Here is a 24310-nt window from a genome sequence, read left to right on the forward strand (position 1 = left end):
ATGTCCACCGAGTACGTTCCTCTTTCGGCCGCTCAGCAGAGCGTCTGGTACGCGCAGCAGCTGGCGCCGCGGACGCCGATCCACATCGCGCAGTACATCGAGATCGAGGGCCCGGTCGACCCCGAGCTGTTCGACCGGGTGGCGCGCATCGCGGCCCACGAGTCGCCGGCGCTGAACGCCCGGCTGGACGAGCGGGACGGCGTCCCGCACCAGATCCTCGACCCGGACGCGACCGGTTCGATCCCGTTCGTGGACCTGTCCGGCGAGCCCGACCCGGACGCCGCCGCGCGGGCGTGGATGCGGGAGGCGATGGCGGCGCCGCTGCCGCTGGACGCCGAGCGGCTGTACGTCACGGCCCTGCTGCGGCTGGCCCCCGGCCTGCACCGCTGGTTCATCCGCGCGCACCACGCGATCCAGGACGCCTACAGCGGGTCGCTCATCAGCCGCCGCGCCGCCGAGATCTACACGGCGCTGGCGAACGGCGGCGAGTACGTCCCCGCGGAGCTCGGCGACTACCGCAGGGTCCTCGCCGAGGAGGAGGCCTACCGGGCGTCGGAGAAGTTCGAGCGGGACCGCGCCTACTGGACCGAGCGGTTCGCCGACCGGCCGGTCGCGGTGTCGCTGTCGGACGAGATGGCCGAGCCGACCGCCGACTACCTGAGCCTCGTCTCGGTCGTCCCGCCGGAGCGGACGGCCGAGCTGGCGGCCGGCGCGCGGCGGCTCCGCACCGCGACGCAGGGCCTGGCGATCGCGGCGACGGCCGCGTACGTGGCGCGGATGACGGGCACCGAGGACGTCGTCCTCGGCCTGGCCGTCACCGGCCGCACGACGCAGGTCGCGCTGGACACCCCGGCGATGCTGGCGACCATCCTGCCGCTGCGCGTCCAGGTCCGCCCCGACATGACGGTGGACGAGCTGGTCCGCGCGGCGACGCGGGCGAGCGCGCGGGCGCTGCGCCACCAGCACTACCGGCGCGAGGACCTGCTGCGCGACCTGAAGCTGCTCGGCGAGCGCCGCCGCCTCTACGGCCCGGTCATCAACATCATGGCGTTCGACTACCGGCTGGACTTCGCGGGCCTGCCGGCGCGGATGCACGCGATCACCACCGGCCCGATCGACGACCTGTCGATCAACATCTACGACAACTTCGACGGCGCCGGCATGCGCGTCGACTTCGAGGCGCACCCGGACCTGTACGCCGAGGACCAGGTGGCAACGCACCTGGACCGGTACATCCGGTTCCTGGGCGTGCTCGCCGACGTCGACCCGGCCACGCCGCTCCGCGAGGTCGAGCTGCTCGACGACGCGGAACGGGCCCGCGTGCTGGGGGAGTGGAACGACACGGCGGCGCCGGTCGAGCCGGCCGTCGTCCCCGAGCTGTTCGAGGCGCAGGCCGCCCGCACGCCGGACGCCCCGGCCGTCACCCGCGGCGGCACGACCCTCACCTACCGGGAGCTGGACGAGCGCGCCAACCGCCTCGCCCGCCACCTGATCGCCCGAGGTGTCGGCCCGGAGGACTTCGTCGCGCTGGCCCTGCCGCGCGACGAGGACCTGGTGGTCGCGGCGCTGGCCGTGCTGAAGGCGGGCGCCGCCTACCAGCCGATCGACCTGGCCTACCCGGCCGACCGCATCGCCTACATGCTGGAGGACGCCGCCCCGGCCTGCGTCATCACCACGTCCGGCGCCGACCTGCCCGGCACGACCCCGCGCGTCCTGCTGGACGCCCTCGACCTCGCGGGCCGCCCGGCGGCGAGCCCGTCCGACGCCGACCGCGTCCGGCCGCTCCGCCCGGGCAACGCGGCCTACGTCATCTACACCTCGGGCTCGACGGGACGTCCGAAGGGCGTCGTCGTCTCCCACGCCAGCGCCGTCGACCTGTGCGCCTGGGCGGGGAGGGACTTCGGCCCGGAGCGGCTCGCCCGCGTGCTGTTCTCCACGTCCCTCAACTTCGACGTGTCGGTCTTCGAGTGGCTGACCCCGCTCACGGTGGGCGGCCGCATCGAGGTCGTCCGCGACCTGCTGGAGGTCGCCGAGCGCGGCGGCTGGCAGGGGACGCTGATCAGCGGCGTCCCGTCCGCGATGTCCGCCCTGCTGGCCACCGGCGCCCTCGACCTCCGGGCCGGGGACGTGGTGCTCGCGGGGGAGGCGCTCCCGGCGCGGCTCGTCCAGGACCTGCGGGCCCTCCTGCCGGACGCGCGGATCTCCAACATCTACGGCCCCACCGAGGCTACCGTCTACGCGGCGGCCTGGTTCGACGACGGCAACGCCGCGGGCCACGCCCCGATCGGCGGCCCGATCGCCAACACCCGCGCCTACGTGCTGGACGCCTCGCTGCGGCCGGTGCCGGTGGGCGTGCCCGGTGAGCTGTACCTCGCGGGCGACGGGCTCGCGCGCGGCTACCTGCGCCGCCCCGACCTGACCGCGGACCGGTTCGTCGCCTGCCCCTTCGGGGAGCCGGGCGGGCGCATGTACCGGACGGGCGACCTCGTCCGCTGGAACAGCGCCGGCCACATCGAGTACCTCGGCCGCCTCGACCACCAGGTGAAGGTGCGCGGGTTCCGGATCGAGCCGGGCGAGATCGAGACGGCGCTGTCCGCGCACCCGGCCGTGACGCAGAGCGTGGTCGTCGCGCGCCGCGACAACGCGGGCGACACCGTCCTCGTCGCCTACGTCGTGTCGGACGGGGCGGATCCCGCCGAGCTCCGGCGGTCCGCGGCCGCCGTGCTGCCCGAGTACATGGTCCCCTCGGCGGTCGTCGTCCTGGACGAGATGCCGCTGAACCCCAACGGCAAGCTCGACCGGGCCGCCCTGCCCGCGCCGGACCTCACCGCGCCGACGGGCGGCCGGGAGCCGCGCGACGCCCGCGAGGAGACGCTGTGCGCCGTGTTCGCCGAGGTCCTCGGCGTGGAGCGGGTGGGGATCGACGACAACTTCTTCGACCTCGGCGGCGACTCCCTCAAGGCGACCCGGGTGGTGTCGCGGGCGCGTGCCGCGCTGGACGCCGACCTGGGCGTCCGCGCGCTGTTCGAGGCGCCGACCGTCGCCGCGCTCGCCGCCCTGCTCAAGGAGGCCGACGGGGACGCGCGCCCCAGGCTCGTCCCGGCCGAGCGCCCCGCCCTCGTGCCCGTGTCGTACGCGCAGCGGCGCCTGTGGTTCATCCACGACCTCGAAGGCCCGAACGCGACCTACCACATCCCGATCCCGCTGCGGCTGACCGGCGAGCTGGACCTCGCCGCCGTCCGCGCCGCGATGCGCGACATGATGGCGCGCCACGAGGCGCTCCGCACGGTGTTCGTGCAGGTCGAGGGCGAGCCTTACCAGCGCATCCTCGCTCCCGACCAGATCGAGGTCGAGCCGGAGTTCACCGACCTCTCCCCCCTCCGGGGGGAGTGGGGGGTCGCCCCCCCACAGGGAGACGTATCCGAAGACGGGCTCCACGCCGCGGTCTTCGAGGCCGCGACGCGCGGATTCGACCTGGCCGCCGAGCCGCCCGTCCGCGCGCACGTGTTCCGCGTCGCCGAGGACGACCACCTGCTGCTGCTGGTGATGCACCACATCGCCGGGGACGGCTGGTCGATGGAGCCGCTCGCCGCCGACCTCATCACCGCCTACGCCGCCCGCGCCGCCGGGGGCGAGCCGCGCTGGGAGCCGCTGCCGGTCCAGTACGCCGACTACGCCCTCTGGCAGCGGGACGTCCTCGGCGGCGAGGACGACCCGGGTAGCGTGATCAGCACGCAGCTCGCCTACTGGCGCGAGGCCCTTGCGGGACTGCCCGAGGAGCTGGCGCTGCCCGCCGACCGGCCGCGCCCGCCGCGCGCCACCTACCGGGGCGCCCAGCATCCGTTCACGCTGCCGCCCGCGCTGCACGAGGCTCTCGCCGCGCTCGGCCGCGACCACCGCGCCAGCCTGTTCATGGTGCTGCAGGCCGCGCTCGCCGGCCTGTTCACCCGGCTCGGCGCCGGGACGGACGTGCCGATCGGCTCGCCGGTCGCCGGGCGCGCCGACGAGGCCCTGAACGACCTGGTCGGCGTGTTCGTCAACACGCTCGTCCTGCGCACCGACACCTCCGGGGACCCGACGTTCGCCGAGCTGCTGGCCCGCGTCCGCGAGGCCGACCTCGCGGCGTTCGCCCACCAGGACGTCCCGTTCGAGCGGCTCGTCGAGGTGCTGAACCCGCAGCGGTCGATGGCGCGGCACCCGCTGTTCCAGGCGATGATCTCGATCCAGAACAACCCGTCCGCGCGGGTCGAGCTGCCCGGCCTGACGGTCGCGCTGGAGCCGGTCGACCCGGGCGTGTCCCGCTTCGACCTCGCGCTCCTGGTGGACGAGACGCGGGACGCGGCCGGCGCCCCGGCGGGGATCGACTGCCGGCTGGAGTACGCGCTCGACCTGTTCGACCCCGGGACCGCCGCCGCGATGGCGGCCCGGCTGGAGCGGCTGCTGGCGCAGGTCGCCGCCGACCCGTCCCTGCCGCTCAGCGCCGTCGACCTGCTGGACGACGCCGAGCGCGACACGCTCCTGCACCGCTGGAACGACACGGCCCTGCCGGTCGCCCCGGCCGTCGTCCCCGAGCTGGTCGAGGCGCAGGCGGCGCGGACGCCGGACGCCGCCGCCGTGGTCGCCGGCGGGACGCGGCTCACCTACGCCGAGCTGAACTCCCGCGCGAACCGCCTCGCCCGCCACCTCATCGGCCGCGGGGTCGGCGCGGAGGACTTCGTCGCCCTCGCGTTGCCGCGCGACGAGAACCTGGTCGTCGCGGCGCTGGCCGTGCTGAAGGCGGGCGCCGCCTACCAGCCGATCGACCTGGCCTACCCGGCCGACCGCGTCGCCTACATGCTGGAGGACGCCGCCCCCGCCTGCGTCATCACGACGCGGGACGCGGACCTGCCCGCGGGCGCCCCCCGCGTGGAACTCGACGCGCTCTCCCTGGACGGCCTGCGCGGCGACGACGTCACCGACGCCGAACGCGTCCGGCCGCTGCGCCCGGCGAACCCGGCGTACGTCATCTACACGTCCGGGTCGACCGGGCGCCCCAAGGGCGTCGTGATCTCCCACGCCAACGTCGTGGACTTCTGCGCCGAGTCGACGGCGAGCTACGGGCCCGCCCGGATGGCGCGCGTGCTGTTCTCCACGTCGCTGAACTTCGACGTGTCGGTGTTCGAGTGGCTGGTGCCGCTCACCGTCGGCGGCGAGATCGAGGTCGTGCGCGACCTGCTGGAGGTCGCCGAGCGCGGCGGCTGGTCCGGGACGCTCGTCAGCGGCGTGCCGTCCGCGGTGTCGGCGCTGCTGGCGCGCGGCGGCCTGCGGCTGGAGGCCGGGGACGTGGCGCTCGGCGGCGAGGCGCTGCCGCCGCAGCTCGTCCGGGACGTCCGGGCGCTGCTGCCGGACGCGCGGATCTCCAACATCTACGGCCCCACCGAGGCGACGATCTTCGTCACCGGGTGGTACGACGACGGCAACACCGAGGGCCTCGCGCCGATCGGCCGCCCGATGGCCAACACCCGCGCCTACGTGCTGGACGACCGGCTCGGCCCGGTCCCGGTCGGCGTGCCCGGCGAGCTGTACCTCGCGGGCGACGGCCTCGCGCGCGGCTACCTGCGCCGCCCCGGCCTGACCGCGGACCGGTTCGTCGCGTGCCCGTTCGGCGGGCCGGGCGAGCGGATGTACCGCACGGGCGACCTCGTCCGCTGGAACCGCGCCGGCCACATCGAGTACCTCGGCCGCCTCGACCACCAGGTCAAGGTGCGCGGGTTCCGGATCGAGCCGGGCGAGATCGAGACGGCGCTGTCCGCGCACCCCGCGGTGACGCAGAGCGTCGTGGTCGCCCGCCGCGACGCGGTCGGCGACACCGTCCTCGCCGGGTACGTCGTCGGCTCCGCGGACCCGGCCGAGCTGCGCGCCTTCGTCGCCGGGACGCTGCCGGACTACATGGTGCCGTCGGCGATCGTCGTGCTGGAGGAGATGCCGCTCACCCCGAACGGCAAGCTCGACCGCGCCGCGCTCCCCGAGCCGGACTTCGCCGCGTCGCTCACCGCCCGCGGCCCCCGCGACGCCCGCGAGGAGATCCTCTGCGGGATCTTCGCCGACGTCCTCGGCCTGGACCGGGTCGGCGTCGACGACGGGTTCTTCGACCACGGCGGCGACTCCCTCAAGGCGACCCGCGTCGTCGCCCGCGCCCGCGCCGCGCTGCGGGTGGAACTGCCGGTCCGGGCGCTGTTCGAGGCCCCGACCGTCGCGGGCCTGGCCGAGTACATCGCCTCCGCCGGGGACGCGGAGCGGCCCGCGCTGCGGGCGGCCGAGCGCCCGGCGCCGCTGCCGGTGTCCTACGCGCAGGAGCGGCTCTGGTTCCTGAACCGGCTCGAAGGGCTCACCGCCACCTACAACATGCCGATCCCGCTGCGCCTCACCGGCGCGGTCGACCCCGGCGCGATGCGGGACGCCCTGCGCGACGTCGTCGCCCGCCACGAGCCGCTGCGCACGCTGTTCGCCGACGCCGACGGCGAGCCCCACCAGGTCGTCCTCGCGCCGGACGAGGCCGAGCCCTGCCTGACCGTCGGCGAGCCCGCCGACCTGCACGCCGCCCTCTTCGCGGACGCCACGCGCGGCTTCGACCTGGCGAACGAGCTGCCGGTGCGCGCCCACCTCTACCGGCTCGGCGCGGACGAGCACCTGCTGCTCATCGTCCTGCACCACATCGCCGGGGACGGCTGGTCGATGGCGCCGCTCGCCCGCGACGTGATCACCGCCTACCTGGCCCGGCGCGGCGGCGAGGCCCCCGAGTGGGAGCCGCTGCCCGTCCAGTACGCCGACTACGCGCTCTGGCAGCGCGAGCTGCTCGGCGACGAGCGCGACCCGGCGAGCCTCGCCGCGCGCCAGATCGCCTACTGGAAGGACGCCCTCGCCGGGCTGCCCGACCAGATCAGGCTGCCGCACGACCGCCCCCGCCCGGACCGCGCGTCCTACCGGGGCGGGCAGGTCGCCTTCGAGGTCCCGGCGGAGCTGGCGGACGGGCTGCGCGCCCTCGCCCGCGACCACCAGGTCAGCGTGTTCATGGTGCTGCAGGCCGCGCTCGCCGCGCTGCTCACGCGCCTCGGCGCCGGGACGGACGTGCCGATCGGCTCGCCCGTCGCGGGCCGCACCGACGAGGCCCTGGACGACCTCGTCGGCGTCTTCGTCAACACGCTGGTGCTGCGGACCGACACCTCCGGCGACCCGTCGCTCGCCGAGCTGCTCGCCCGCGTCCGGGAGACCGACCTCGCCGCCTACGCCCACCAGGACGTCCCGTTCGAGCGGCTCGTGGAGGTGCTCAACCCGGCGCGGTCGCTGGCGCGGCACCCGCTGTTCCAGGTCATGCTGACCCTGCAGAACAACCCGGAGGCGTCGGTCGAGCTGCCGGGCCTGACCGTCGCCGTCGAGCCGGTGGACGCCGGGGTCGCCAAGTTCGACCTGGAGTTCCTGCTGGAGGACGCCCGCGACGGCGCGGGCGGGTACGCCGGGACCCTCGAATACGCCCTCGACCTGTTCGACCGCGAGACCGCCGAGCGGCTCGCCGGCTGGTACCGGCGGACCCTGGAGGCGGCCGTCGGCTCCGCCGGCGCCGTCACCGTCGGCGCCCTCGACCTTCCCGGCGCCCCGCGGGACCTCCCGGCGGCGCCGCGAGCGGCGGAGGGGCCGGTCGAGAAGCGCCTCGTCGCCTACGTCGTCGCCGCGCCCGGCGAGACCCTCGACCCCGAGGAGCTGCGCGCCCACATCCGCGAGAGCCTGCCGGAGTCGATGGTGCCCGCCGCCGTCGTCGTCCTGGACGAGATGCCGCTCACCCCGAACGGCAAGGTCGACACGAAGGCGCTGCCGAAGCCGGACCTGGCGATCACCCCGGCGACCGCCTACCGCGCCCCGTCCGGGGAGGCGGAGGAGGCCGTCGCCGCCGTCTTCGCCGACCTGCTCGGCGTGGACCGGGTCGGCGCCGACGACGACTTCTTCGCTCTCGGCGGCAACTCGCTCATCGCGATGCGGGTCGTGAGCCGGGTCCGCCGCGCCCTCGACACCGAGCTGCCCGTCCGGGCGCTGTTCGAGGCGCCGACCGTCGCGCGCCTCGCCGCGCTGCTCGGCGGCGACGGCGGCGCGCCCGTCCGCCCGGCGCTGGAGCCGCGCGAGCGCCCGGCCGTGCTCCCGCCGTCCTACGCGCAGCAGCGGCACTGGTTCCTCAACCGCTTCGAGGGGCCGTCGGCCACCTACAACATGCCGACCGCGCTGCGCATCCGCGGCCCGCTGGACGTCGGCGCGCTCCGCGCCGCCGTCGGCGACCTCGTCGAGCGGCACGAGTCGCTCCGCACGGTCCTGCCGGACAGCGGGGGAGTGCCGCGCCAGCTCATCCTGGACGCCGCCGCGGCCCGGCCCGAGCTGGAGGTCACCGAGACCACCGAGGCGGAGCTGCCGACGCGGCTCGCCATGGCCGCCGGCTACGCCTTCGACATCTCCGCCGAGCCGCCGCTGCGCACCCACCTGTTCCGGGTCGGGCCGCAGGAGCACGTCGCGCTGCTGCTCATGCACCACGTCGGCGGCGACGGCTGGTCGATGGCGCCGCTGGCCCGCGACTTCATCACCGCATACGCGGCACGGGCAGGGGGCACCGCCCCCGACTGGGCGCCGCTGCCCGTCCAGTACGCGGACTACACGCTGTGGCAGCGGGAGCTGTTCGGTTCGGAGGACGATCCGGAGAGCCTGATCTCCCGGCAGATCGCGTACTGGCGTGAGGCGCTGGCGGGGCTGCCGGAGGAGCTGCCGCTGCCCGCCGACCGGCCGCGCCCGGCGCAGGCGTCCTACCGGGGCGGGACGGCCCGGTTCCGCCTCGGCTCCGGCGTCCGCGCCGGCCTGCAGAAGATCGCCCAGGAGACCGGCGCCAGCCCGTTCATGGTCGCCCAGGCCGCGTTCGCGGCGCTGCTGACGCGGCTGGGCGCGGGGACGGACGTGCCGATCGGCTCGCCGATCGCGGGGCGGACCGACGAGGCGCTGGACGATCTGGTCGGCATGTTCGTGAACATGCTCGTGTTCCGCACCGACACCTCGGGCGACCCGTCGTTCCGCGAGCTGGTCGGGCGGGTGAAGGAGACCGACCTCGCCGCCTACGCCCACCAGGACGTCCCGTTCGAGCGGCTCGTGGAGGTGCTCAACCCGCCCCGCCACCTGGCCCGCCACCCGCTGTTCCAGGTCGGGCTGACGTTCCAGAACAACCCGGAGGCCCGGCTGGAGATGCCGGGGTTCAGCGCCGAGCTGGAGCCGCTCACCGCCGGGGTCTCCCGGTTCGACCTGCTGATGATCCTCACCGAGCGGGCGGACGGCCTCGACGGCGAGCTGGAGTACGCGCTCGACCTCTACGACCCGTCCACCGCGCGCGGCCTCGTCGAGCGGTTCGAGCGGTACCTCGCGGCGCTGCTCGCCGACCCCGACGCCCCCATCGGGGCCGCCGACGTCCTCGCGCCGGAGGAGCGTTCGCTCCTCCTCGGCGAGTGGGCGGGCGGCTCCGCGCACTCCGCGGAGTGGACCACGATCCCGGCGCTGTTCGAGGCGCAGGCTGCGGCGCGTCCGGGTGCCGTGGCGGTGTCGTTCGAGGGTGTGTCGTGGACGTTTGGCGAGGTGAACGCGCGGGCGAACCGTCTTGCGCGTCGTCTGGTCGAGCGGGGTGTGGGGCCTGAGCAGTTCGTGGCGCTTGCTCTGCCGCGTTCGGCGGAGCTGGTGGTGGCGATTCTCGGGGTGTTGAAGGCGGGCGCGGCGTATGTGCCGATCGACCCGGACTACCCCGAAGACCGGATCGCGTACATGGTCGAGGACGCGCGCCCTGTCCTGACCCTGCGTCCGGAGGATCTGGCCGATCTGGACGCGGCCGGGTACGACGACACGAACCTCGGTGTCTCCATCGACCCCGACCATCCGGCGTATGTGATCTACACGTCGGGTTCGACGGGGCGTCCGAAGGGTGTGGTGATTCCGCATCAGAACGTGGTGCGGTTGCTGCGTTCGACCGAGGAGTGGTTCGACTTCGGGCCGGAGGACGTGTGGACGCTGTTCCACTCCTATGCCTTCGACTTCTCGGTGTGGGAGCTGTGGGGTTCGCTGCTGTACGGGGGCAGGCTCGTCGTCGTCCCCTACCTGACCTCGCGTTCGCCCGACGACTTCCTCGCCCTCCTGGAGCGGGAGCGGGTGACCGTCCTCAACCAGACCCCGTCGGCCTTCTACCAGCTGATGGCGGCCGACCGGCAGAACCCGGGCGCGGACCTGGCGCTGCGCTACGTCGTCTTCGGCGGTGAGGCGCTCGACCTCGGCCGGCTGGAGGACTGGTACTCCCGGCACGACGAGAACGCCCCCGTCCTGGTCAACATGTACGGGATCACCGAGACCACGGTCCACGTCTCGTACGTGGCGCTGGACCGGGCCTACGCTGAGGCCGCGCCCGGCAGCGTCATCGGCGTGGGCATCCCCGACCTGCGCGTCTACGTGCTGGACGACCGTCTCCAGCCGGTCGCGCCCGGCGTCATCGGCGAGCTGTACGTCGCGGGTCCCGGTCTGGCGCGCGGCTACCTGAACCGTCCCGGCCTGTCGGCCGAGCGGTTCGTCGCCGACCCGCACGGCGAGCCCGGCACCCGCATGTACCGGACGGGCGACGTGGGCCGTTGGCTGGCCGGGGGCCGTCTGGAGTACCTCGGCCGCAGCGACCAGCAGGTGCAGCTGCGCGGCTTCCGGATCGAACTCGGCGAGATCGAGTCGGCGCTGGTGCGGCACGGCGAGGTCTCCGACGCCGCGGTGATCGTCCGGGACGACCGCCTCGTCGCCTACGTGGCCGGCAGCGGAGTCGACACCGCCGAGCTGCGCCGGTTCGTCGGCCGGGAGCTGCCGGACCACATGGTCCCGGCCGTGGTCGTGGAGCTGGACGCGCTGCCGCTGACCTCGAACGGCAAGCTGGACCGCAAGGCGCTGCCCGCGCCCGACTTCTCGGCCAAGGTGTCCTCCCGCGCGCCCCGGACGCCCGAGGAGGAGACGCTGGCGCGGCTGTTCGCCGAGGTCCTCGGCCTGGAGCGGGTGGGGATCGACGACGGGTTCTTCGACCTGGGCGGCGACTCCATCATCGCCATCCAGCTCGTCTCCCGAGCCCGCCAGTCCGGCCTGGTCATCACCCCCCGCGAGGTCTTCCAGCACCAGACCGTCGAAGAACTCGCCGCCACCGCCAGACCGGTCGGCGAAGGCGAAGAGGTCGAGACCGAGGCGCCGGGCGCCGGGGTCGGGCCCGTCCCGATCACCCCGATCATCGCGTGGCTGCGCGACCGGGTGGACGGCGACGCGTCGCTGATCAGCGGCTTCCACCAGGCGATGCTGCTGCGCACCCCGCCCGAGCTCGGCGCGGAGCGGCTGACCGCCGCGCTCCGGACCCTCATCGACCACCACGACGTGCTGCGCCTCCGCCTGGACGTGGACGGCGGCCGCTGGCAGCCGGTCGTCCGCCCGCAGGGCGCGGTCGACGCGACCGACCTCGTCACCCGCGTCGACATCGCGGGCCTGGACGGCGACAAGGCCCAGGCCGTCATCACCGAGCAGGCCGCCGCCGCCCGCGACCGCCTCGACCCGGCCGCCGGGACCGTCGCGCAGCTCGTCTGGTTCGACGCGGGCCGCGAGCAGGGGCGCCTCCTCGTCGTCCTCCACCACCTGGTCGTGGACGGCGTCACCTGGCGGATCCTGCTCCCCGACCTCGTCACGGCCTGGGCCGGGGGAGAGCTCCAGCCGGTCGGGACGTCCTTCCGCCGCTGGGCGCAGAAGCTCACCGCCGCCGAGCGGGGCGAGCAGGACCTGGAGGAGTGGCTCGACATCGTCGACGGCCCGCCGCAGAAGCTCGCGGACCGCCCGCTCGACCCGCGCGCCGACATCGCGGCCCGCGCCCGCTCGCTCACCCTCGACCTGCCCGCCGACGTCACCGGGCCGCTGCTCACCGACGTGCCCGCCGCGTTCCACGGGCGCGCCAACGACGTGCTGCTCACCGGCCTCGCCGTCGCCGTCGCCCAGTGGCGCCGGCGCCGCGGCGGGCGCGGCACCGGCGTGCTGGTCGACCTGGAGGGCCACGGCCGCGAGGACTCCGTGCCCGGCGTGGACGTCTCGCGCACGGCCGGCTGGTTCACCTCGATCCACCCCGTCCGGCTGGACGCGGGCGGCGCGGCCGGCGGCGCGGCCGTCAAGAAGGTGAAGGAGCAGCTGCGCGCCGTCCCGGACGTCCTCGGCTACGGGCTGCTGCGCCACGTGGACGGCGACGAGGAGCTGGCGGGCCTCCCGCCCGCGCAGATCGCGTTCAACTACCTCGGCCGGGTCGCTGCCGGGGACGAGGGCGGCGACTGGACGCTCGCGCCGGAGGGCCTGCCCGCCGGGGAGGACCCCCGCATGCCGATGGCGCACGCCCTGGAGATCAACGCCCTCACCCGGGACCTGCCCGCGGGCCCGGTGCTGTCGGCGACCTGGACGTGGCCCGGCGGGCTGCTCGACCCCGCCGACGTCCGGGAGCTCGCCGAGGGCTGGTTCGCGGCGCTGCGCGGCCTCGCCGCGGAGGTCGCCGCCGGCGCGGCGGGCGGGTTCACCCCGTCCGACCTGCTGGTGGACCTGGACCAGGGCGAGATCGACAAGTTGCAGACCGCGTGGAGGCAGAAGAAGTGAACCGGGGCGACCTCGAGGACATCCTGCCGCTGTCGCCGCTGCAGCAGGGCTTCTTCTTCCACGCCCTCTTCGACGCCGCCGACGGCGACGTCTACACGGCCCAGTTCGTGCTGGACCTGGAGGGGCCCCTCGACACCGCCGCGCTGCGGACCGCCGCCGAGACGCTGCTGCGCCGCCACCCCAACCTGCGCGCCGCGTTCTGGCACGAGGACCTGTCGCGGCCCGTGCAGGTCGTGCCGCGCACCGTCGAGCTGCCGTGGGAGGAGGTCACCGCCACCGGCGCCGAGGCCGACGCCGTCGTGCTGCGCGAGCGGGCGCGCGGCTTCGACATGACCGCGCCGCCGCTGCTGCGGTTCGTCCTCGTCCGGACGGGCCCGGAGCGGCACCGCCTGGTCTTCACCAACCACCACATCCTGCTGGACGGCTGGTCCACGCCGATCCTGGCGACCGAGCTGTTCCTGCTGTACATGCAGGGCGGCCACGACGCGGGCATGCCGCGCGTCACCCCGTACAAGAACTACCTGGCCTGGCTCTCCCAGCAGGACCGCGCCGCCGCCGAGGACGCCTGGCGCCGCGCCCTGGACGGCGTCGGGGAGCCCAGCCTCGTCGCCCCCGCGGCCGCCGCCCGCGCCCCCGAACCCCCCGAGCGCACGATCACGGGGCTGGACGAGCGCACCACCCGCCGCCTCACCCGCGCCGCCCGCCGGCACGGCGTCACGCTGAGCACCGTGCTGCAGGGCGCCTGGGGCCTCGTCCTCGGCCGGTTCCTCGGCAGGGACGACGTGGTGTTCGGCGCGACCGTGTCCGGCCGTCCCCCCGAGCTGCCGGGCATCGAGCAGATGATCGGGCTGTTCATCAACACGCTGCCCGTCCGCGTCCGGTACCGGCTGGACGAGCCGCTCGGCGCGCTGATGGAGCGGCTCCAGGACGAGCAGACCGAGCTCCTCGCCCACCACCACCTCGGCCTCACCGACATCCAGCGGGCGGCGGGCCACGGCGGCGCGCTGTTCGACACGATGACGGTGCTGGAGAACTACCCGTTCGACCCGTCCTCGATGGACGGCTCCCTCAACGGCGTCCGCATCACCGGGGTCGACTCCTACGACGCCACCCACTTCCCCCTGTCGTTCGTCGCCGTCCCCGGCGAGACTCTCTCGCTCCGCCTGCACTACCGGCCCGACGTGTTCGAGCCGCCCGCCGTCGAAGCGCTGCTCGCCCGGGTCCGCCGCTTCCTGGAGGCGTTCGCCGCGGACGCCGACCAGGCGATCGGCGCGGTCGACCTCGCGGACGACGCGGAGCGGGCGGCCCTGGCGGCCTGGAACGACACGGCCGCCGACGTCCCGTCCGGCACCCTCCCGGCGCTGTTCGAGGCCCAGGCCGCGCGAACCCCGGACGACACCGCCCTCGTCTGCGGCGGCGACCGGCTGACCTACGCCGACCTGAACGCCCGCGCCAACCGCCTCGCCCACGAGCTGATCGCGCGGGGGATCGGATCCGAGGACCGCGTCGCCCTCGTCCTGCCGCGCACCCCGGAGATCGTCGTCGCGATCCTCGGCGTGCTGAAGGCCGGCGCCGCGTACGTCCCGATCGACCCCGAGTACCCGGCCGACCGCATCGCGTCCACGCTGGAGGACTGCCGCCCGGCACTGGTCATCACCGCCGACGGCCTCCCCGCCGCGGCCGGACGGCCCTCCCACGACCCCTCCGACGCGGAGCGGGTCCGGAGCCTGCGGCCGGACAACGCCGCCTACGTCATCTACACCTCCGGATCGACGGGGCGCCCGAAGGGCGTGACCGTCCCGCACGTGGGCGTGCTGAACTACTTCGAGGCGCACCGGGGCGCGTTCTTCGACCCGGCGATCGAGGCCGCCGGGGGCCGCCGGATGCGGTTCGCCCACCTGGCGTCGTTCTCGTTCGACACGTCCTGGATGGGCCTGCTCTGGATGATGTACGGCCACGAGCTGCACCTCATCGACGACGAGACCCGCCGCGACGTCGAGGCCTACACCGCCTACGTGGCGCGTGCGCGGATCGACCTGGTGAACACCACCCCGTCGCACTTCACCTCGCTCCGCGAGGCCGGACTGCTCGACGCCGACGGCAGGCACATGCCCTCTCAGCTCCTCCTGGGCGGCGAGGCGGTCAGCGAGAGCCTGTGGGCGGAGCTGCGCGCGGTCCCCGGCCTCACCGCGCGGAACTTCTACGGGCCCACCGAGTCGACGATCGACACCATGAACGCCGTCGTGGCGCGCAGCGAGCGCCCGACCGTCGGCTCCCCCTACCGGGGCACCCGCGCCTACGTGCTGGACCGCGCGCTCCAGCCCGTCCCGGCCGGCGTCCCCGGTGAGCTGTACCTCGCGGGCGTCCAGCTCGCGCGCGGGTACCACGACCGGCCCGGCCTGACCGCCGAGCGGTTCGTCGCGGACCCGTTCGGCGCGCCCGGCGAGCGCATGTACCGCACCGGCGACCTCGCCCGGTGGCGGCCGGACGGGACGGTCGAGTACCTCGGCCGCGCCGACGACCAGGTCAAGATCCGCGGCTTCCGGGTGGAGCCCGGCGAGATCGAGAACGTGCTCGGCGGATGCCCGGGCGTCGCGCGCGCCGCCGTCGTCGTCCGCGAGGACCGGCCCGGCGACCGCCGCCTCGCCGCCTACCTCGTCGGTCCGGATGCCGACGCCGCCGCCGTCCGGCGGTACGCCGCCGAGCGGCTGCCGGACTACATGATCCCCTCCCTCACCGTCCTCGACGCGCTGCCGCTCACCGTGAACGGCAAGCTCGACCGGGCCGCGCTGCCCGCGCCCGACACCGGCGCCGACACCGGCCGCGCCCCGCGCTCGCCGCAGGAGGAGATCCTCTGCGGGCTGTTCGCCGAGGTCCTCGGCGTGCCGAGGGTCGGCGTGGACGACGGCTTCTTCGACCTCGGCGGCGACTCGCTCACCGCGACCCGCCTGGTCAGCAGGATCCGGTCCGCGCTCGGCGCCGAGCTGCCCGTCCGGGCGCTGTTCGAGGCGCCGACCGCCGCGGGCCTCGCCGAACGGCTCGCCGAGGCCGGCGGGGACGTCCGCCCGCCGCTGGTGCGGGCCGAGCGCCCGGACGTCGTCCCGCTGTCGTACGCGCAGCAGCGGCTCTGGTTCCTCAACCGGTTCGAGGGCGCGCCCGCGACGTTCAACATGCCGATCGCGCTGCGCCTGGAAGGCGCCCTCGACCTGGCCGCGCTGCGCGCCGCGCTGGCCGACGTCGCGGCGCGCCACGAGCCGCTCCGCACGATCTTCCCGGACCGGTCCGGGACCGCGCGGCAGCTCGTCCTCGACCCGGCCGACGCCCGCCCCCGCCTCGACGTCGCGGAGGTGGACGAGAGCGCGCTGCCGGCGGCGCTGGCCGCGACGGTCGGGCAGGGCTTCGACCTGTCGGTGGAGCCGCCGCTGCGGGCCCGCCTGTTCGCGCTCGGCGACGGCGCGCACGTCCTCATGCTCGTCCTGCACCACATCGCGGCGGACGGCTGGTCGATGGCGCCGCTGGCCCGCGACGTGATCCTCGCCTACGCGGCCCGCGCGGAGGGCCGCGAGCCGCAGTGGGCGCCGCTGCCCGTCCAGTACGCGGACTACACGTTGTGGCAGCGGGAGCTGTTCGGTTCGGAGGACGATCCGGAGAGCCTGATCTCCCGGCAGATCGCGTACTGGCGTGAGGCGCTGGCGGGGTTGCCGGAGGAGTTGCCGCTGCCCGCGGACCGGCCGCGCCCGGCGCAGGCGTCCTACCGGGGCGGGACGCACGCGTTCGAACTGGACGCCGAACTCCACGCCGAGCTCCTCGCCCTCGCCCGGCAGAGCGGCGCGAGCCTCTTCATGGTCATGCAGGCCGCGTTCGCTGCGCTGCTGACGCGGCTGGGCGCGGGGACGGACGTGCCGATCGGTTCGCCGATCGCGGGGCGGACCGACGAGGCGCTGGACGATCTGGTCGGCATGTTCGTGAACATGCTCGTCCTGCGCACCGACACCTCGGGCGATCCGTCGTTCCGTGAGCTGGTCGGGCGGGTGAAGGAGACCGACCTCGCCGCCTACGCCCACCAGGACCTGCCGTTCGAGCGGCTCGTGGAGGTGCTCAACCCGGCGCGGTCGATGGCGCGGCACCCGCTTTTCCAGGTCGTCCTGTCGTTCCAGAACAACCCCGAGGCGCGGCTTGAACTGGACGGCCTGACCGGCGGCGCCGAGCCCCTCGCGGCGGGCGCCGCGAAGTACGACCTGTCCCTCTACCTGGAGGAGCGGCACGGCGACGACGGCGCCCCCGCCGGCATCGAGGCCGGGCTCGAATACGCCCTCGACCTCTTCGACCCCGCCACCGCCCAGGCCGTCGCCCGCCGGTTCGAGCGCCTCGTCCGCGAACTCGTCGCCGATCCCGACGCGCCCGTCACCACCGCCGAGATCCTCGACCGCGGCGAGCGGCGCACCCTGCTGCGCCGCTGGGCGGGCGGCAAGGGCGGCGACGTCCCGCGCACGACGATCCCGGCGCTGTTCGAGGTCCAGGCGGCGGCGCGTCCGGGTGCCGCGGCGGTGTCGTTCGAGGGTGTGTCGTGGACGTATGGCGAGGTGAACGCGCGGGCGAATCGGCTGGCTCGGCGGTTGGTCGAGCGGGGTGTGGGTCCTGAGCAGTTCGTGGCGCTTGCTCTGCCGCGCTCGGCGGAGCTGGTGGTGGCGATCCTCGGAGTGTTGAAGGCGGGGGCGGCGTATGTGCCGATCGACCCGGACTACCCCGAAGACCGGATCGCGTACATGGTCGAGGACGCCCGCCCTGTCCTGACCCTGCGCCCGGAGGATCTCGAAGGGCTGGACGACCCCGGTCTTCCGGGCACGGACCTCGGCGTCGCGATCTCGCCGGACCACCCCGCCTACGTCATCTACACGTCGGGTTCGACGGGGCGTCCGAAGGGTGTGGTGATTCCGCATCAGAACGTGGTGCGGTTGCTGCGTTCGACCGAGGAGTGGTTCGACTTCGGGCCGGAGGACGTGTGGACGCTGTTCCACTCCTACGCGTTCGACTTCTCGGTGTGGGAGCTGTGGGGTTCGCTGCTGTACGGCGGCAGGCTCGTCGTCGTCCCCTACCTGACGTCCCGCTCTCCGGACGACTTCCTCGCTCTGCTCGCCGCCGAGAAGGTCACCGTCCTCAACCAGACCCCGTCGGCCTTCTACCAGTTGATGGCGGCCGACCGGCAGAACCCGGGCGCCGACCTCGCGCTGCGCTACGTCGTCTTCGGCGGTGAGGCGCTCGACCTCGGGCGCCTGGAGGACTGGTACTCCCGCCACGACGAGAACGCCCCCGTCCTCGTCAACATGTACGGGATCACCGAGACGACCGTGCACGTCTCGTACCTCGCCCTCGACCGGGTCCAGGCGGCCACGGCGCCGGGGAGCAGCATCGGCGCCGGCATCCCCGACCTGCGCGTCTACGTCCTCGACGGCCGGCTCCAGCCCGTCCCGCCCGGCGTCCCGGGCGAGCTGTACGTCGCGGGTCCCGGTCTGGCGCGCGGCTACCTGAACCGCCCTGCCCTGTCGGCCGAGCGGTTCGTCGCCGACCCGCACGGCGAGCCCGGCACCCGCATGTACCGGACGGGCGACCTCGGCCGCTGGCGCGCGGACGGGACCCTCGAATACCTCGGCCGCGGCGACCAGCAGGTGCAGCTGCGCGGCTTCCGGATCGAGCCGGGCGAGATCCAGGCCGTCCTGACCCGGCACGAGGACGTCCGCGACGCCGCGGTGATCGTCCGGGACGACCGCCTCATCGCCTACGTCGTCGCGTCCGGCACCGACTCCGCCGAGCTGCGCCGCTTCGCCGCGAAGGCCCTGCCCGACCACATGGTCCCGGCCGCGGTCGTGGAGCTGGACGCGCTGCCGCTGACCTCGAACGGCAAGCTGGACCGCAAGGCGCTGCCCGCGCCCGACTTCTCGGTGAAGGTGTCGTCCCGTGCGCCCCGGACACCCGAGGAGGAGACGCTGGCGCGCCTGTTCGCCGAGGTCCTCGGCCTGGAGCGGGTCGGGATCGACGACGGCTTCTTCGACCTGGGCGGCGACTCCATCATCGCCATCCAGCTCGTCTCCCGCGCCCGCCAGTCCGGCCTGGTCATCACCCCCCGCGAGGTCTTCCAGCACCAGACCGTCGAAGAACTCGCCGCCACCGCCAGACCGGTCGGCGAAGGAGAAGAGGTCGAGGCCGAGGCGCCGGGCGCGGGCATCGGCCGCGTCCCGCCCACCCCGATCATGCGCTGGTTCCAGGAGCTGCGCGGCCCCGTCGACGGCTACAGCCAGCGGATGCTGCTCCAGGTCCCGCCGGACCTCGGCACGGAGCGGCTCACCGCCGCGCTCCAGACCCTCCTCGACCACCACGACATGCTCCGCCTCCGCGTGACCGGCGCCGAGTTCGAGGTGACCGAGCCGGGCACCGTCGACGCCGCGCCCCTCGTCCGCCGCGTGGACGTCTCCGGACTCGGCCCCGACGACCTGCGCGCCGTCCTCGCCGCCGAGGCCGAGGCCGCCCGCCTCGGCCTCGACCCGGCCGCCGGGACGATGGCGCGGCTCGTCTGGTTCGACGCGGGCCCCGCCGCGTCCGGGCGCCTCCTGCTCACCCTCCACCACCTGGTCGTGGACGGCGTCTCCTGGCGGATCCTCCTGCCCGACCTGGTCACGGCCTGGGCCGGGGGCGATCTCGACCCCGTCCCGACCTCGTTCCGCCGCTGGGCGCAGCGCCTCGCCGCCGAGGCGTCCGACCCCGCCCGGACCGCGGAGCTGCCGCTCTGGGACGACATCCTCGCCACCCCCGACCCCGCGCTCGGCTCCCGCCCGCTGGACCCGGCGACCGACACGTTCGCGACGGCGGGCCACCTCACCCTCGACCTGCCCGCCGACGTGACCGAGCCGCTGCTCACCGAGGTCCCGGCCGCGTTCCACGGCCGGGTCAACGACGTGCTGCTCACCGGACTCGCCATCGCCGTCGCCGAATGGCGGGGCGAGCGCGGCGCCCGCGACGAGACGGCCGTCCTCGTCGACCTCGAAGGGCACGGGCGCGAGGAGATCGTCCCGGGCGTCGACCTGTCCCGCACCGCCGGATGGTTCACCTCGATCCACCCGGTGCGGCTCGACCCGGGGCGGCTGTCGCCCGCCGACGTCCGCGAGGGCGGCCAGGCGGTCGGCACCGCCCTCAAGCGGGTCAAGGAGCAGCTGCGCGAGATCCCGGACAACGGCATCGGGTACGGCCTGCTCCGCTACCTCAACCCCGTCGTCCGCGCCGGCGGCCACCCCCAGATCGCGTTCAACTACCTCGGCCGCTCCGCCGCGCCCGAGGCCACCGACTGGGGCCCGGCGGACCAGGCCGACGGCGACGCCCTCGGCGCCGGGCAGGACGGCGCGCTCGGCCTCGTCCACGCCATCGAGGTCAACGCGCACACCCGCGACCTGCCGGGCGGTCCCGAGCTGTCCGCGACCTGGACGTGGGCGGGCGGCCTGTTCGACGCCGCCGCCGTCGAGGACCTCGCCGAGCGCTGGTTCGCGGCCCTGCGCGGCCTCGTCGCGCACGTCGTGGACGGCGCCGCGGACGGGCCCGTGGGCGGGTTCACCCCGTCCGACCTGTCCCTGGTGGACGTCAGCCAGGAGGAGATCGACGAGCTCGCCGCCGAGCTCGACGGCGAATGGGAGCTGGATTGAGCAAGTCGCAGCTTGAGGACATCCTCCCGCTGTCCCCGCTACAGCAGGGCCTGTTCTTCCACGCCCTCTACGACTCGGGCCGCGACGTCTACACCGCGCAGATCGTGTTCGACCTGCGCGGCCCGCTCGACACCGGCGCCCTCCGCGCCGCCGCCGCGACCCTCCTGCGCCGGCACGCCAACCTGCGCGCCGGGTTCCGGCAGCGCAAGGAGGGCTCGCCCGTCCAGGTCGTGCACCGCGCGGTCAGGCTCCCGTGGCGGGACGAGGACCTGTCCGCCCTGCCCGAGGCCGAGCGCGAGGCCAGGGCGCGGGAGCTGGCCGACGCCGAACGCGCCCGGCCGTTCGACATGGCGAAGCCGCCGCTGCTGCGCTTCCTGCTCATCAGGCTGGCGGACGGCCTGCACCGCATGGTTTTCACCAACCACCACATCCTGCTGGACGGCTGGTCCACGCCCGTCCTTCAGACCGAGCTGTTCGCGCTCTACCTCGCCAAGGGCGACGACACAGGCATGCCGCGCGTCGCCCCCTACAAGAACTACCTGGCCTGGCTCGCCGCGCAGGACCGCACCGCCGCTGAGGACGCCTGGCGCCGCTCCCTCGACGGCGTCCACGAGCCCACCCTCGTCGCCCCGGGCGCGCCCGAGGGCGGCGCCGACACCCCCGGACGCGTCCGGACCCGCCTCACCGAGGACCTCACCTCCGCGCTCGGTGCGCGCGCCCGCGCCCAGGGCGTCACCCTCAACACCGTCCTGCAACTGGCGTGGGGCACGCTGCTCGGCAGCCTCACCGGCTCGGCCGACGTGGTGTTCGGCGCCGCGGTCTCCGGCCGCCCCCCGGAGCTGCCCGGCGTCGAGCAGATGATCGGCCTGTTCATCAACACACTGCCGATCCGCGTCCGCGTCCGCCCCGCCGACACGGTGGCCGAGGCCCTGACCCGGCTCCAGGACGAGCAGGCCGCGCTGATGCCGCACCACCACCTCGGCCTGTCCGACATCCAGCGCCTCACCGGCGCCGGGACGCTTTTCGACACCATGACCGTCCTGGAGAACTACCCGTTCGACCCGGACGCCGCCGGCACCGACCTCGGCGGCCTCACCCTCCACGACGTCGACGGCTACGACGCCTCCCACTACCCGCTGACCTTCGCCGCGGTCCCCGGCCGCGGCCTGTCGCTGCGCATCGACCACCGCACCGACCTGTTCACCGGGGACGACGCCGCCCGGCTGATGCGCCGCCTCGTCCGCGTCCTGGAGGCCGTCGCCTACCGCCCCGACCTGCCGCTCGGCCGCATCGCGGTCCTGGACGACGAGGAGCGCGCCCGCGTCCTGGGGACCTGGCAGGGTCCGGTGACCGCCCGCCGCCCGCAGACCCTCACCGCCCGCTTCTCCGAGCAGCGGGACAGGACCCCGGACGCCGTCGCCGTCCGGGCCGCGGGGGAGTCGCTGACCTACGCCGGACTCGACGCCCGCGCGAACCGGCTCGCGCACCGGCTCATCGGCCTCGGGGTCCGCCGGGACACCCCCGTCGCGGTGCTCCTCGAACGGTCCGCCGACATCCCCGTGGTGTCGCTGGCGATCCTCAAGGCGGGCGGGGCGTACGCGCCGATCCACCACGGCTACCCGCCCGAGCGGATGGCGTGGGCGGTCGCGGAGGTCGCCGCGCCCGTCCTCGTCGTCAACGCGCCGATGCGCGACCGCGTCGCCGGCCTCGACACCTCCGCGCGGATCCTCGACGTGGACGACGACCCCGACCTCGCCGCCCAGCCCGCGACCGACCCGGCCCTCCCCTGCCACCCCGAGCAGCTCGCCTGCGTGCTGTTCACCTCCGGCTCCACGGGCGTGCCGAAGGGCGTCATGCTGCGGCACCGCGACGCCGTCGACCTCGCCACCGACGGACGGCTCAGGGGCGGGGCGCACGACCGGGTCCTCGTCCACTCCCCGCACGCCTTCGACGCCTCGCTCTACGAGCTGTGGACGCCGCTGCTGCACGGCGGCACGGCCGTCGTCGCGCCGCCCGGCCACCTGAACGGGGAGGCCCTCGAAGAGATCATCGCCGCCGAGGACCTGACCGGCCTGTTCCTCACCACGACGCTGTTCAACCTCGTCGCCGACGAGCGGCCGCGGGCGTTCGCGCGGCTCCGCGAGGTCCTCACCGGCGGGGAGGCCGGCGCCCCCGCCGCGATCCGCAAGGTCCTCGCGGCCTGCCCGGACACCGAGGTCGGCAACGTGTACGGGCCCACCGAGGCCACCACCTACACCACCATCGCCGGGCAGCGGGCCCCGCTCGCCGACCCCTCCGAGACGTCGGCCGTGCTGGGCCGCCCCATCGACGACATGCGCGTGTACGTGCTGGACCAGGCGCTGCGGCCCGTCCCGCCCGGCGCCGCCGGCGAGGCCTACATCGCGGGCGCCGGGCTCGGCCGCGGCTACCTGCGGCGGCCCGCGCTCACCGCCGAGCGGTACGTCGCCGACCCGTTCGGCGCGCCCGGCGACCGCATGTACCGCACGGGCGACCTCGTCCGGTGGCGGCCGGACGGCACCCTCGAATACCTCGACCGCGCCGACTTCCAGGTCAAGGTCCGCGGGTTCCGGATCGAGCTCGGCGAGATCGAGGCCGCCGTGGCCGCGCACCCCGCGGTCGCGAACGTCGCCGTCGTCGCGCGCGAGGACGTCCCCGGCACCCGGACGCTCGTCGCCTACGTCATCGCGCCGGACCTCCCCGCGGTCGGCCACGGCCTCCGCGAGTTCGTCAGGGAGCGGCTGCCCGAGTACATGGTGCCCGCCGCGTTCGTCCTGCTCGACACGTTCCCCGTCGGGCCGAACGGCAAGCTCGACCGGCGCGCCCTTCCCGCCCCCGACTACGGCGAGGCCGCCGCGGGCCGCGACCCCCGCACCCCCGACGAGGAGCGCCTCTGCGGGATCGTCGCGGACGTCCTCGGCCTCGACCGCGTCGGCGCCGACGTCAGCTTCTTCGACCTCGGCGGCGACAGCATCGCCGCGCTGAAGCTCGCCACCCGGGCCCGGCAGGCCGGCGTCGAGCTCACCCCCCGCGACGTGTTCACCCACCAGACCGTCGAGGCGATGACCAGGGTCGGCGACCCCGAGGACCGGCTCGGCTTCGAGGTGCTGCTGCCCATCCGGACGTCGGGCACCCGGCCGCCGCTGTTCTTCGTCCACCCCGCCGGCGGGCTGGCCTGGGGCTACCTGCAGTTCCAGCGGCACCTCGGCCCGGACCAGCCGATCTACGGGCTCCAGGCCCGCGCGTTCACTCGGTCCGCGCTGCCGGAGTCCGTCGCGGAGATGGCCGACGACTACCTCGCCCAGATCCGGACCGTCCAGCCGACCGGCCCCTACCACCTCGCGGGCTGGTCGCTCGGCGGGCTCGTCGCCTACGAGATGGCCCTGCGGCTCCAGGCCGCGGGGGAGCGGGTCGCCCTGCTCGCCCTCATCGACGCCTACCACGGCCAGGACCTCGAGTCGGAGCGCCGCGAGGTCCTCCCCGAGCTGCTGGAGGCGATCGGCGTCGACGCCTGCATGGTCGCCGAGGACGGCAACCCCGACATGGCGCAGATCATGGCGGTGCTCGCCGAACGCGACGACGCGCTCGCCACCCTCGGCGAGGACGACCTCGTCAACGTCTACCGCAACTACGAGAACGGGCTCCGCCAGGCCGAGGAGTACGAGCCCGGGCTGTACCGGGGCGACATCGTCTTCTTCACCGCGCTCCGCGGCCGCACCGAGGACTCGCCGACCGGCCGCTCCAACTGGGGGCCGCTCGTCGAGGGCGAGATCGAGGACTACCCCCTCGACGTCGACCACCACCTGCTCATGGAGCCGGGCCCGGCCGCCGAGATGGGCGCCGTCCTGGCCGCCAAGCTCGACAAACTGCACAGCAGCCACTGAGACCGCACAGATCACTGAGACCGCATGGCCACG

General features: G+C 74.8%; 3 protein-coding genes. All 3 read left to right on the plus strand.

The genetic code is table 11. The features are described from left to right. From ABWI07_RS33410 to ABWI07_RS33420, 3 genes are read left to right on the plus strand one after another with little or no spacing between them, the layout of a single operon-like run. On the plus strand, window positions 1–12687 hold the full coding sequence (locus tag ABWI07_RS33410; RefSeq protein WP_353821004.1) for a non-ribosomal peptide synthetase: 12687 nt from the start codon (window positions 1–3) through the stop codon (window positions 12685–12687). Beyond that, the gene (locus tag ABWI07_RS33415; RefSeq protein WP_353821005.1) at window positions 12669–20375 is read left to right on the plus strand and encodes a non-ribosomal peptide synthetase; all 7707 of its coding nucleotides are present in this window, start codon (window positions 12669–12671) and stop codon (window positions 20373–20375) included. Before ABWI07_RS33410 ends, ABWI07_RS33415 begins: the two co-directional genes overlap by 19 nt. After that, on the plus strand, window positions 20372–24277 hold the full coding sequence (locus ABWI07_RS33420) for a non-ribosomal peptide synthetase (RefSeq protein ID WP_353821006.1): 3906 nt from the start codon (window positions 20372–20374) through the stop codon (window positions 24275–24277). Before ABWI07_RS33415 ends, ABWI07_RS33420 begins: the two co-directional genes overlap by 4 nt. Window positions 24278–24310 lie beyond the last annotated feature (33 nt).

This window comes from Actinomadura sp. NPDC000600 (assembly GCF_040492135.1).
GTDB lineage: Bacteria > Actinomycetota > Actinomycetes > Streptosporangiales > Streptosporangiaceae > Spirillospora.

What these genes read in the sequence shown, in the direction of transcription:
- ABWI07_RS33410 (WP_353821004.1), top strand. Translation starts at nt 1, where the DNA reads ATGTCCACCGAGTACGTTCCTCTTTCGGCCGCTCAGCAGAGCGTCTGG.